Annotated in this window: 9 protein-coding genes and 3 tRNA genes; 7 read left to right on the forward strand and 5 right to left on the reverse strand. The window is 31.0% G+C overall.

The annotated features are described in order from the left end of the window. Positions 1-47: 47 nt before the first annotated feature. Positions 48-4,457 carry a translocation/assembly module TamB domain-containing protein gene (locus E5167_RS14760; protein ID WP_136844938.1) on the reverse strand — a complete coding sequence of 1,470 codons (4,410 nt, stop codon included), beginning with the start codon at positions 4,455-4,457 and terminating at the stop codon, positions 48-50. Between the two features lie 240 nt (positions 4,458-4,697). Here E5167_RS14760 and tsaD point away from each other — a divergent pair, with 240 nt between their 5' ends. From tsaD to E5167_RS14795, 7 genes are all read left to right on the forward strand, one after another. Beyond that, on the forward strand, positions 4,698-5,720 hold the full coding sequence (gene tsaD, locus E5167_RS14765) for a tRNA (adenosine(37)-N6)-threonylcarbamoyltransferase complex transferase subunit TsaD (protein WP_136844939.1): 1,023 nt from the start codon (positions 4,698-4,700) through the stop codon (positions 5,718-5,720). A gap of 265 nt (positions 5,721-5,985) precedes the next feature. Further along, positions 5,986-6,690, forward strand: coding sequence for a 16S rRNA (uracil(1498)-N(3))-methyltransferase (locus E5167_RS14770; RefSeq protein WP_136844940.1), 705 nt, complete (start codon positions 5,986-5,988; stop codon positions 6,688-6,690). Between the two features lie 2 nt (positions 6,691-6,692). Then, a complete protein-coding gene (locus E5167_RS14775; RefSeq protein WP_136844941.1) occupies positions 6,693-7,334 on the forward strand; it encodes a DUF4159 domain-containing protein in 642 nt (213 codons plus the stop codon). Between the two features lie 2 nt (positions 7,335-7,336). Further along, the gene (locus E5167_RS14780) at positions 7,337-7,837 is read left to right on the forward strand and encodes a TrmH family RNA methyltransferase (RefSeq protein ID WP_136844942.1); all 501 of its coding nucleotides are present in this window, start codon (positions 7,337-7,339) and stop codon (positions 7,835-7,837) included. A gap of 21 nt (positions 7,838-7,858) precedes the next feature. Beyond that, positions 7,859-8,947 (forward strand): AI-2E family transporter, encoded by a 1,089-nt coding sequence (locus E5167_RS14785; RefSeq protein ID WP_136844943.1) that lies wholly within the window; start codon positions 7,859-7,861, stop codon positions 8,945-8,947. A gap of 7 nt (positions 8,948-8,954) precedes the next feature. Then, positions 8,955-10,136: a THUMP-like domain-containing protein gene (locus E5167_RS14790; protein WP_136844944.1), complete on the forward strand. Its 1,182-nt coding sequence runs from the start codon at positions 8,955-8,957 to the stop codon at positions 10,134-10,136. Between the two features lie 243 nt (positions 10,137-10,379). Then, a complete protein-coding gene (locus E5167_RS14795) occupies positions 10,380-11,036 on the forward strand; it encodes an HAD family hydrolase (RefSeq protein ID WP_136844945.1) in 657 nt (218 codons plus the stop codon). 40 nt (positions 11,037-11,076) lie between these two features. Here E5167_RS14795 and E5167_RS14800 read toward each other — a convergent pair. From E5167_RS14800 to E5167_RS14815, 4 genes are all read right to left on the reverse strand, one after another. Next, a tRNA-Arg gene (locus E5167_RS14800) sits at positions 11,077-11,150 on the reverse strand. A gap of 15 nt (positions 11,151-11,165) precedes the next feature. Further along, positions 11,166-11,240: transfer RNA gene (locus tag E5167_RS14805), tRNA-Pro, on the reverse strand. Positions 11,241-11,259: 19 nt separating this feature from the next. Beyond that, positions 11,260-11,343: transfer RNA gene (locus E5167_RS14810), tRNA-Ser, on the reverse strand. A gap of 106 nt (positions 11,344-11,449) precedes the next feature. Beyond that, complete coding sequence (locus E5167_RS14815) at positions 11,450-13,498, reverse strand: HD family phosphohydrolase (protein WP_136844946.1); 2,049 nt, start codon at positions 13,496-13,498, stop codon at positions 11,450-11,452. Between the last annotated feature and the right edge of the window lie 82 nt (positions 13,499-13,580).

The raw sequence follows: 13,580 nt of genomic DNA on the forward strand, positions 1-13,580 counted from the left end.
GCATTATCATATTTTAATGAAATTTAGAACTCAACCTTTTTGGTGATTCATTGCTTAGTTTGAATTGTATTTATAGAATCTTTGCTCTTAAAATTTATATAGTCTGGAAATGCTTTTTGAGTAGTACTCTCTTTTTTCTTGTTTTCCTTCTTTTTACTACTAAATATTTTCTGTACTAGCTCATTTAAATTATCAAACTCAACATTATAAGAAAGTCCGACACCTTGTGTATATCCAATTTGCTCACCAAAATAACGAATACTATTTTCTCTATTAAAGAATTTTAATGACAAGGTTCTGTCTTCGTTAATAAGCATTTCTACTTCAAAATCGCCAGCAATTACTGTTTCACTTACACCACCAATAGGCACACCTACTTTACCATTAATAAGAATGTTATCACTTAATTTAGTAGATAGTGTTACACCTACGCGACTACTGGTTTCAAAATCTGGTGTGTTTTGTCCTAACTGCAAATCGACCCCTAAGTTTAGTTTACCGTCTTCAGATGATAATATTTCGTTAAGCATAGATTGCAGTCTATCGGAAACTAAACCAAAAGCATCTTGCGAGCCAAAACTTAACTCGTTTCTAAAAGCACCAGTCACTAATAAAGAAATTACTTGCAACTCCTTACTATCCTTATCATTTAAGCGATATTGAAGCTCGGAATTAAGCGTGGAGTTAACATTTGGGAATCTTAAATCGTAATCAATATTTGGTTTTTCTAATTGGTCGGTTAAATGAATTTTAACTTCAACTGGAATACTCCTATTTATAGGATTTTCAAGTAATACTGATGGATTAGCTTGGATTTTATCGTACACAGCCTCAATATTTATTTGTGCTTTTAAAGGATCTCCCTCCCAAGCTAAAGTTCCTCCAGGAAGTACTCTAAATTCTTTTTCTATAACACCTTGATAATTGAAGTTATAAGTTCCTTCGGTTACCAAAAAATCGCCATACATATCGAACACACCATTTGTGGTAATTCTAGTTAACAACTGTCCATTACCACGCCCTTTAATAGAGCTTCCCGTACTTTTATCCATAATAATTTCAATCTCAGCATTTTCATTTATAGCCAAATCGAAATCCATTTCCACACCTTTAATTGTTTCTACAGCGACTTCTTCTCCTTTGAGTCTCGCTGCTTTTTCTTCTTTGGTTACAAAGTGGATGTATGAGTTGTCTCCAAACGATTCTGTATCGCTTAGAGGGATTTTAAAAACCGTTCCTTCCTCAGAAGATACGTTGGCTCCAATTACCAGTTGATCTGTAGGGCCAACTACACTTATATTACCATTTACAAAGGCTCGCCCATAGTACAGCGCCTCATCAGAATCACTTGTGTTTAACACTAATAAACGATCAGAATCTATACCTAAATTTAACTCCCAATTTGAAAAATTAACATGATTAATATTACCACTAAGCGTTGCTCTTGAGAAAAACTCTGAGTCGGTTAAACGAGCGTTATTAAATATAAAACGTTGTTGCTCTAATGCTATTTTTGTTTCATCTTCAAAAGAATATTCAATATTTAAATACGGAATTCTAAGTCCACCACCATCTAAACTTAATTCGCCATTTATTTGAGGTCGCTTAAGCAATCCTGAAACTTTTGCATTACCAGTAACTTCTCCTCTAATATTTGTTATAACGCCTTCGCCAAAAGGATTTAATGGATTTAAAATAAACTTGTTTAAATCAACATCTAAATTAATCGTTGAATTACTTCCTAAGAAATCCAAGTTCCCTTTTACTGCTAAGGATTCGTTGCTATCTTCTTTTAAACTAACATCAACAGTGTAATTAGTTAACGAGTTATTTCCTTCTATTTTCGTATTAAATGAACCAAGATTAAAGTCGTTTACTTTAAAGTTGTCTATCGTTACATTAGATGCTGGGATATAAACACCTTGGCTTTGTCGAATATTTAACCTACCGTTTACATTTCCTGCCAGCGACAAACTATCTATTCTAGGAGTGATTTTGGCTAACTCTACATCTTTAAAGTCTAAGTTAATATTTTTAGTTGTAGAATCCCTTATAACTCCATAAAGGTTAATAACTTCATTTTCGTGACTCATTCGTAAGCTACGAATATTAAAGTTTCTAAAGTCCCGATCGAATTCAATTTTATTTACACTATCTTTTTCTTCATTAACAAACCAATCTGTATCCTTAAAAACCACAGTTGATTTTTTAAACCCTAATACCGATTTATTTTGCTCGTTAATAGTATAGAAAAGGTTCATTTTAAAATCATCTGTATTTCCCTTTCCTCCTTTAAAATCGGATCTTACAAATAAAGTGTCATTTTTTGTAACGTTTATTAAACTAAATTCAGATACATCATAAATTTTTGATGACAAGCTATCAATTTCTATAAACGTATTGTATAACGGATTTTTATTATCTACCTCAAGACGAATATTATTTACAAAATAGTCTTTCAACTTAATTTGCGGAGAGCTAAATTCTAGATTAAACTTTTTTGCATCACTCTCTACGTGTCCTTCAAAATAAGTATTGCTACCTAATTCTAGCTCTGGTAAAAATACTTCGGCGATTTTATTATAAATATTGAATCTAAAATTTATAAACTGATTGGATGCTATATCGTGTGGTTGAAAGTTGGTATAAATATTACCAAGCGAATTTTCCAGAAGCTTATATATATCTCTAAAAACGAATTTACCACTAAGACTCCCTTCAACTATATCTGGTGAATTTATTTCTATATATCTAACATTGTCGTCGAATCTGGATGAAATAGCAAAATCTTTAAAATAGTATTCGTCATTTTGATTTTTATAAAGTGTGTTTACAAATTTAATATTACCATAAGCATCGTCATAGCTGCTACCATTCATATTCATACTAACAATGCTTTTAAATATTGCAAGACTGTCTTGCTTTGCAAAATTTAACGCCTTTAAATTGGCATGCTCTACATTTGCAGTAAAATCGTATTTCTTTACTTTTTCAGAAAAATCTATTAAACCACTAAACGTTAAATCGAAATTAGGATCATTAGCAATTAAATTACCATCAAAAATCTTGTTTCGTATATTTCCAACTACTTTTATACGCTCGTACTCATAATTATTATAGCCAATACTAAATACATCTCCTTTTACTTGCGAGTTAACACTTTCGGCTGAAAAACCTGTTCCAGCTACATCAACATTAAATGAAATTCTTCCAACATTAGAATCATTAATAAGCGATCCTAAATCAAAATTATCCATTACTAAATTTCCTAGATATGTGGACTTGTTATTAGTATTGATATCCTTTATGTCAAGATCTGCAATAATAATTCCTAAGTCTGAAATAATATCAACATCTGCATCCAAATTTTTTGGAGTTATAATTGTTTTTCCTTCTAAAGTAAATCGGTTTAAATTTTTTATTATAGGAGGCAAAGCATTACCCAATACATTAGGCAAAATTCTTGTAAGATCATTATAACTGGTTGTAAGCCTGTCAAAATTAGCATCCATTATAAAGGTATTTTCCTTTTTATCGAAAGCATTTTTCAATACAATGTCTCCAACTACAATCGAGTTTCCAGAAGTATTTAACTCTATATTTGTCGCTGTAAGATTATTTAAAGTGCCAAACAATTCTGTTTCAAATTTTGCTTTTTGATTACTAGCAAATTCATTGTAAAACAGGTTTAAATCGCTAAGTGTGATATCAGAATTTTCAAATGATGCATCTATACGCACTTTATCAACAAAGTGTTGCAAATCCTCACGGTTGTAGCTAAATTTTAAGTCACCATTTAAAGTGGAATTTGGTGTTTTGAGCTGAAGAAAATCAAATGTCATTCCGGTTAAGGTATAAGCAAAATTGGTAGTCATATTCGCAACTTCAAGTCCACTTATACTATCTACAAAGTTTAACTTATTGATTCTGGCACTAACGTCTGGACCAAGGATTAAGAAATCTGTTGCATTTATATTTAAATCATTAAACGCTAGTATTTCAATATCGTCTTTATTTTCATCCGTTAGTCTAAATTCACTTTCATAAATAGATATATCACTAGATGATAATAAAAAATCACTCTTCTCTTTACTTGGGTTTTCTTCATCAAATCTGGCCACAAATACATCAAGGTTTGTGTCAACTTCTCCTTTGTAGGTTTTAAGGTTAAAAACCATTCCGTAAATATCTACATCTCCAAAAGTTAGTTTATTATCATAAATTAATTTCCTAACACTTAAAACTGATGTATTTAACTCATTAATGCTTATAAGTGTATCTTTTTTGTAATCCTGTATGTAAATATTCTTGAGTTCTACATCGCCATTAAACTGTAATCCTACTTTTTCGATATTGATGTTAGTTCCAAAATCTTCGTTTATCTTGTTAGTAGCATACTTTCCTAAGCGAGTTTGTACGGCTGGAATAGACAATAATAACACCAAAATGATGAACAATAGCAAGAAGATTGCTACAATTTTTAATGCTATTTTTATTGCTTTTTTAATGTTGTACTAAAGTTACAAATTTTGACTCTAAACCCTAATTTAAAACTAGCTATAAACTTATCAATTTTTAAGGCTATTTTTAGCTATTAGCTCTATAATTTTTTATTTATTTGTATATACGTTAAAACAAAAAAATACAGATGTTTATTTTCTTACAAAATAAGCAATTATTATGCCTAAAATTTCTTAATGTCCTCACAAAATATTTACATACTAGGAATTGAATCATCATGCGATGATACTGCTGCTTCTGTAATACACAACGGTAAGATTTTAAGTAATGTTATTGCTAACCAAAAAATACATGAAGCATATGGTGGTGTGGTACCTGAATTAGCTTCAAGAGCGCATCAACAAAATATAGTGCCTGTTGTACATCAAGCGCTAGAAAAAGCTGGTGTTGCCAAAGAACAGCTTAGTGCTGTTGCGTTTACAAGAGGTCCTGGTTTAATGGGATCGCTATTAGTAGGTACTTCGTTTGCTAAGTCGTTTGCTTATGGTTTAAACATTCCGTTAATAGATGTAAACCACATGCAAGCGCACATTTTAGCACATTTTATTGACGAAGAAGGCTTTGATAAACCAAATTTTCCATTCTTGGCTATGACTATTTCTGGAGGACATACACAAATAGTAAAAGTGAACCATTATTTTGATATGGACGTTATTGGTGAAACTATTGATGATGCTGTTGGCGAAGCCTATGATAAAAGTGGAAAAATACTCGGATTAGGCTATCCTGCTGGCCCAGAAATGGATAAACGTGCACAACAAGGCAATCCAAAAGCATTTAAGTTTACCAAACCAAAAGTAGATGGATTAAATTTTAGTTTTTCAGGTCTAAAGACTGCAATACTTTATTTTATTCAACGAGAAACTAAAAAGAATCCAGACTTTGTCAAAGAAAATTTAAATGACATCTGTGCTTCCATACAATACACTATTATTGGTATTTTAATTGACAAACTAAAAGCAGCCACTAAGCAAACTGGAATTAAACAAATTGCTATTGGTGGTGGTGTATCTGCCAACTCTGGGATTAGAAAAGCCTTAAAAGATGGCGAACAAAAATTTGATTGGAAAACCTATGTGCCAAAGTTTGAATTCACCACAGATAATGCGGCCATGATAGCCATTGTAGGTTATTTAAAATATCAGGAAGAAGATTTTGCTCAGCAAGATATTACGGCTTCGGCCAGGTTGAAAATATAGAATTATATTTAAACTAAAGCCACATCAATATTTTTGGATAATTTGTATATTCTTTGGTTTTATTGGTCAAATTCCAAAGACGCAATTAACATAAATATTCACGACACCTATTATGTTATTGCTAATTCACATATAGCTAAATTGTTTTTTATTTTAAAGAAAAATCATAATGTTATTACGAGGAATGAATTGACGAGGTAATCTCATAAATTAAAAGATTGCTTCATTATATTCGCAATGACACAAATGTTTTTATATTTGATTCATGCAACTATTCTACAATTCAGATATCAACGAACACACATCGCAATTCGCTTTTTCAAAAGATGAAAGCAGACATATTGTTAAAGCGTTACGAAAAAAAACTGGAGACACACTTTATATTACTAATGGTAAGGGTTGGCTATTTGAAGCTCAAATTGAAGTGGCAGATTTAAAAAATTGTATGGCATCTATAGTTTCTAAAAGCTATCAAGAACCTAAACCTTACAAAGTCCATTTAGCTGTAGCACCTACAAAAATGAACGATCGTTACGAATGGTTTTTGGAAAAAGCTACCGAAATAGGCATTGATAGCATTACTCCTATTATTTGCGACCATAGTGAACGTAAAGTTATTAAACCAGAGCGTTTCGAGAAGATATTGCAATCTGCCATGAAACAATCGTTGCATTATTATTTGCCTAAATTAAACAAAGCTATTCCTTTTTCTGAGTTTGTAAAACAGCAACATGAAGGTCAATTGTTTATTGCACATTGCGAAGACACCAAAAAACAATCGCTTAAAAATCAGCTTAAACCAAATACCAACGTCACTATTTTAATAGGTCCTGAAGGCGATTTTAGTGTTAAAGAAATTGCAATGGCTTTGGAGCGTCAATTTATTCCTGTAACTTTGGGTAACACTAGATTACGTACCGAAACTGCAGCTATTGTCGCTTGTCATTCGATTGCCTATACTAACGAGTAATTATGAAACTATTATTATTTATTGCCTTTTGTCTTTTTTCTCTTGTCTCAATATCACAAGAAGTCGCTATTTTAAAATATAGAGGTGGTGGCGATTGGTACAGCAATCCTACAGCATTGCCAAACTTAATAGAGTATTGCAATGAAAACATTAACACAAAAATAAAACCCAAACCTCAAACGGTAGAAGTGAATAGCGTTGACATTTTTCAGTTTCCGTTTATACACATGACAGGTCATGGTAATGTGTTTTTTAATGATGACGATGCACGAAACTTAAGAAATTACCTTATTTCAGGAGGATTTTTACATATTGACGATAATTATGGTATGCAACCTTATATTGTAAAAGAATTAAAAAAAGTGTTTCCAAATAATGAGTTAGTAGAAATTCCAGCAAATCACGACATATTTAATATAGCTTTTGCCTTTCCGAAAGGGCTACCTAAAATTCATGAGCATGATGGAAAACGTCCGCAAGCCTTAGGAATTTTTTATGAGTCGCGCTTAGTACTATTATTTACTTATGAAAGCGATTTAGGAGATGGTTGGGAAGACCCAGAAATACACAACGATCCAGAAGATGTTAGAGAAAAAGCACTGAAAATGGGAGCAAACATTATGAAATATGCTTTTGAGAATTAAGAATGCAGCTCAACCACTACAATACCAACTTTAAAAAAAAGAAATTCCCAATCACATTAATTTGTGACAACATTAGCAATGCACCAAATATTGGGAGCTTATTTAGAATTGCAGATGCCTTTGGAGTTGAAAAACTTATTTTTTGTGGTGCGCATATTCCGTTAGGTCGAAAAATGACCAAAACCTCCAGAGCAACTGAAAAAGTGATGGATTACAGCATCGAGCCCTCAGCTTTCGAGGTAATAAAAATACTAAAATCAGAAGATTACTATATAATTTCTCTAGAAATTACTAATAATAGCCAACCCATTTATTCGTTCACGTTTCCAAAAAACAAACCCATAGCATTGGTAGTTGGTGATGAGAATTTTGGGATCTCAGATGAGGTTTTAAAACTATCTGATGCGGTGATTCATATCAATATGTTTGGACAAAACAGTAGCATGAATGTAGTACAAGCGGCAAATATTGCTTTATACGAGATGACTAAGCAATTAATGTAAACTCTTTTATATATTTACTACATGAATTCAAAAATTATAGCAAACGGTATTTTAAGAGCTTTAGCCATTGTTATTGGTGTAGCACTACTTATCTATTTTTTGTATAAAATACAATCGGTAATTGTGTATATAGCCATAGCTTCGGTTATTTCACTAATAGGCTTACCAATTGTTAGGTTTTTAAAATCTAAGTTAAAATTTAAAAACACGTTTGCAGTCGTAACAACAATGGTATTGTTAATTGCTTTGTTAGTTGGATTGGTACGTATGTTTATTCCTTTAGTTGTTGAACAAGGACATAATTTGGCTCTGCTAGATATTAATCAATTACAAGGTAATATTGAAGACTTATACTTTCAATTAACCGATTATTTTGGGATTAATAGTTACGATGTTGAGCAATCTTTAAAAGAGTCTAATTTACTTTCAAAACTAGATTATTCAATTATTCCAAATTTCTTAAACTCGGTTGTTAGTGGTTTTGGAAGTTTTAGTGTTGGCTTATTCTCGGTTATTTTTATTGCCTTTTTCTTGCTTAAAGACAGTAAACTACTTGAGCAAGGTATTCTAGTGTTTGTACCAGACAATAAGGAAACTCGCTCAAAAAAATCGTTTGAAAAGATTAAAACCTTATTATCGCGCTACTTCGTGGGTTTGATTTTTCAAATACTTATACTGTTTGTAATTTATACAATAGTACTGCTGTTTTTTGGCGTTAAAAATGCGGTTGTTATTGCATTTTTGTGTGCCTTATTAAACCTGATACCTTATGTAGGACCAATGATTGGTGGTGTGTTAATGCTTACGCTTACTATGTCGAGCTTTATGGGCTCAAGCTTTAGTGAGGTTATTTTACCAAAAACCACCTATGTAATGATTGGTTTTATTATTGGACAATTGGTAGATAATTTCTTTAGTCAACCAAAAATATTTTCAGCAGCTACAAAAGCACATCCATTAGAAATCTTTCTAGTTATTATTATTGCTGGTATTTTATTTGGTGTTATTGGAATGATTGTAGCTATACCAACTTATACAGCTATTAAAGTGATTTTAAAAGAGTTCTTGGCGGATAATAAGATTGTAAAACAGCTTACTAAAAACTTATAGTATTCGTTTGAATAAAGATATTTTAAATACTGTAGTACAGGATTTTATAAACAACAATATTAAAGCAGACATCACTTCTCTGCTTCTAAAGAAACTTGTCTTTAATAATGTTGACATAAAAGAAGTTGTCGAGCAAATTGAAGCGAAAAAACGATGCAAAATTAAGCTTCCTACATGGTTTAACACCTCTAATATATACTATCCAAACAAGTTAAATATTGAGCAAACCTCCTCTGAAATTGCAGCCAAATATAAATCTCAATTAATTAAAGGAAGCAGCATTATTGACCTTACTGGTGGTTTTGGTGTAGATAGCTTTTATTTTTCAAAGTCTTTTAAAGAAGTAACGCATTGTGAGATTAATAAAACCCTATCAAACATTGTTTCTCACAATTACAATCAATTAGGAGTTGATAACATTATTACCTTAAATGTTAATGGTATAGATTACCTAAAAAACACTTTTAAGCACTATGATTGGATTTATGTAGATCCTTCCAGAAGACATGACAGCAAAGGAAAAGTCTTTTATTTAAAGGATTGCTTACCAAATATTCCAAAGTATATAGATTTATTATTTAAACACACTAACAGCGTGTTGCTAAAAGCATCACCTATGCTAGATATATCTATTGGAATATCTGAATTAAAATACACAACAGAAATACACATAGTTGCAATAAACAATGATGTAAAAGAACTGCTTTTTATCTTGAATAAGGAAAGTAAAAGCGATATTCAAATAAAAACAATAAACATTAAGAGCTCACTAAATGAAGTATTTAATTTTAACTACCAAGCTGAAACTAATGCTAAAGTTCAATTTTCAGAACCTTTAACTTATTTATACGAACCCAATGCTGCTATTCTTAAATCTGGAGCTTTTAAAAGTTTAGCAGAACAACTAAACGTGTGTAAATTACATACTCACTCGCATATTTATACTTCAAAAAAATTAATAGAATTTCCTGGAAGGAGTTTTAAAATAATTGCTACAATTCCATATAAAAAAGCATTAGTAAAAAAACACCTAAGTAACACCAAAATAAATATTGCAATAAGAAATTTCCCTGAGCCTGTGAGCCAAATTAAAAAGAAGTTTAAAATTAACGATGGTAGCAATATATATGCCTTTTTTACTACAACCCTAGAAAACAAAAAAATTGTTGCCATTTGTGAAAAGGCATAAAAAAAGGGCTGCCAAAAAAGGTAGCCCAAAAATCCTTTATTGCTAATAACACTAACCTTAAACTATTGCTTTTTGCAAAAGGATCTTTTCTATAATTATCACTAAAATTTTTTATAGACTGTTAAATTAATAGAATATTTTTATTTTTAAGTTAATCATGTCATATTTAAGTTCAAATTAACAGTTTCGATTAATTAATGATATTTAATTCTTAAAAACTATATTCGCAAAAAATAAATTAGTGTGATAAAAGCAGTTATTTTCGATATGGATGGTGTTATAGTAAACTCCGAACCACTTCATAAAAAGGCATACTATAAAATGTTTGAAACTGTAGGGATTAAAGTGCCTAATGAGTTATATGAATCGTTTACAGGGCAATCAACACTTAGCATCTGTAAAACCTTATGCAAAACATATAACTTAGATTATAAACCACTAGATTTAATAAGTTTAAAGCGAAAATTTTTTAAACATATTTTTGAAAGTGATGATGATTTATCACTCATAGACGGAGTACATGATGCCATTATTGATTATTATAAAAATGGACTAACATTAGTATTGGCTTCATCGGCTTCAATGCCAACTATAAATAATGTATTTACACGTTTTGATTTAGATAAGTACTTTGTGGCTAAACATAGTGGTGCTGATTTAAAGGCATCAAAACCACATCCTGAAATATTTATCAACGCAGCAAAATCATCTAGTCATAATAAAAATGAATGTGTGGTTATTGAAGATTCTACTAACGGAATAAAAGCTGCTAATGCCGCTAATATTTATTGTATTGGTTATAAAAGTGACCATTCAAAAAATCAAAATTTCACTACAGCTAATAAAGTAATAACAACTTTTAATGAAATTTCATATAACAAATTAAGCACGCTTATTTAAGAAACAAAAAAGCCTTACTTGTATTAAGTAAGGCTTTTTGTGATCGCGATAGGATTCGAACCTATGACCGTCTGCTTAGAAGGCAGATGCTCTATCCAGCTGAGCTACGCGACCAGTAACTCTAAAAAGTCGGGGTGGCAGGATTCGAACCTGCGACCTCCGCGTCCCAAACGCGGCGCGATAACCGGGCTACGCTACACCCCGAAATGATTATCTTTAAAAGCGGAGAGACTGGGATTCGAACCCAGGCAACACTTACGCGTTGACAGATTAGCAATCTGCTCCATTACCACTCTGGCACCTCTCCTATTCTATTTTATAAGAACTTCACATTGTTTTTAAATGCGGATGCAAATGTAACTTTTCATCTTAAAGAACGCAAACTATTTTTTTACTTTTTTAAAGGATTTTTTTTATTCGGGATATTCTATGCGTAAGTGATAGATATTAGCCAACTTACGTTTTAATACTTTTTTAATAGATTGTATTTCTTTAAATGTAATATTAGCATTTAAAAATTGGTCATTTTCAATCTGCTTACTAATAATATTCTCAACAAAAACATCAATTTTTGCTGCTGTTGGTTCTTTTAAACTTTTTGATGCTGCCTCCACACTATCACACATCATTAATATTGCTGTTTCCTTGCTAAAGGGAGTTGGGCCAGGATATCTAAAGTCATCTATATTAATTCCTCCGTCTAATCCCTTTTCTTTAGTATAAAAATAATAAACAAGACTTGTTCCGTGATGAGTTCTAATGAAATCAATAACACGATCTGGTAAATTATATTTCTTTGCCAATTCAATACCATCTATAACGTGGTTAATAATAATTGTAGCACTTTCTTTAGGAGACAATTCATCATGTGGGTTTATTCCTGTAGCTTGATTCTCTGTGAAATATGTAGGGTTCTTCATTTTACCAATATCATGATATAAAGCTCCTACTCTTACTAACATTGCGTTAGCTTCAATTTCATTTGCTGCAGCTTCAGCTAAATTTGCAACATTTAAAGAGTGATGAAATGTACCAGGTGCTTTATTGGATAATTCTTTTAATAATTTTGAATTTGTATCTGAAAGTTCTAACAAAGAGACATCAGACACTAAACCGAATAGCTTTTCGTATGCATAAATTAAAGGTTGTACAAACAAAGTTGCTAAACCACATAATGTAAAAAGTATGAATGTTTCCCATTTTAAATTATTAATTCCTCCTTCGTGTATAACAAAAAAAGCAAAATAAGAAACTATATATATTAAAGTTATTTGCCCAACCGAAATGAATAAATTTGCTCTTTTATATAGCTCTGATACAGTAAGAATTGTTACAATACCAGCTATGATTTGCAAAAACATATATTCATAATTATTAGGAACCACAAAACCTAAAAGCAAGACTGTTACAACATGCGTAAATAAACCTAAACGAGCATCGAAAAAAGCTTTAAGCACTAAAGGCAATACACATATTGGAACAATATATAAATATGATGAATTATAGTTAATTATTAAAGTTGTTAAAAGCACCATTAATAAAATATTGAAGAAAATAAAGGTGACTTTGGTATTGTTTTTAAACACCATTGGTCTGTATTTTCTCAAAAACAGTAAAAGCATCAATAGTGTTAAGGCGACCAACAAAGTGTAGGCTGCTAAAATCCAATTATAGTTTGCTTCGCTCCAAATTTGCGATTCATATTCAGATTCTAGTGATTTTAAAATCATCAATTTATCGCCTTCTACTACTTCTCCTTTAGAAATAATAAGCGTTTCTTTTTCTATACTACCTCTTACCAATGAAATTTTATTTAACTCTTCTTGTAATGAGTTTTCTGTAATACTCTCATTTAAGGATATATTTGGTTTTACAATATCAAAAAACAGTGATATTAGCTTTTGAAAATTTTCGCCAGAAAGATTGTAAGCTTCTAGGTTCTTTTCAGAAAACGCTCTAAAATTGGGTTTTATAAAGTTTGAGTAATTGGTGTTTTTAACTTGATTTCTATCTTCAAGTAGAATTATAATTTTATTGTCAGTGTAATTATAGTCTTTATCTAAAATCCCTTTTGAATACATTAGGTTTAAAACTGAAAGTCCTTGATTATAAATTAACACTTTCTGTCTAGGTGGTATAGAGTCTGGAAATAATAAAGGGAATTGCTCTTCATAATTCTTAATTACCTGAGATACGACTGTGGTATCCAAATCAAAATATACTGAAGCATTTTGTTCAATTAGTTTTCTTTCATTAGCAATCTCTTCATCACTTTTTTTAATTGCAAAATCAAAAGGAGCTTGCAGAGTTTCAGACTGCCAAGGTTTTCCTTTTTCAAAACTGTATTTAAACTTTCCGCTCTTTGGGAACAAATAAACAATTAAGAATGTAGTAGCCATAAAAAGCAATACCTTATAAATTAAGGAATGATTCTTATATAACTTATTAATTAAGTCTTTCATGAAATATCTTAAGATTATTTCAAAAGTAATAAAAATAAAGGTGCAACATAGATAATGATATTAACTTAATCTTTCTATTTTC

Origin of the sequence: Pontimicrobium aquaticum, assembly GCF_005047595.1 — a bacterium.
Taxonomy (GTDB): domain Bacteria; phylum Bacteroidota; class Bacteroidia; order Flavobacteriales; family Flavobacteriaceae; genus Pontimicrobium; species Pontimicrobium aquaticum.

Bases quoted from the DNA above. Each gene is read 5' to 3' on its own strand.
- tsaD (WP_136844939.1), top strand. From the start codon at position 4,698: ATGTCCTCACAAAATATTTACATACTAGGAATTGAATCATCATGCGAT.
- E5167_RS14770 (WP_136844940.1), top strand. From the start codon at position 5,986: ATGCAACTATTCTACAATTCAGATATCAACGAACACACATCGCAATTC.
- E5167_RS14775 (WP_136844941.1), top strand. From the start codon at position 6,693: ATGAAACTATTATTATTTATTGCCTTTTGTCTTTTTTCTCTTGTCTCA.
- E5167_RS14780 (WP_136844942.1), top strand. From the start codon at position 7,337: ATGCAGCTCAACCACTACAATACCAACTTTAAAAAAAAGAAATTCCCA.
- E5167_RS14785 (WP_136844943.1), top strand. From the start codon at position 7,859: ATGAATTCAAAAATTATAGCAAACGGTATTTTAAGAGCTTTAGCCATT.
- E5167_RS14815 (WP_136844946.1), bottom strand. From the start codon at position 13,498: ATGAAAGACTTAATTAATAAGTTATATAAGAATCATTCCTTAATTTAT.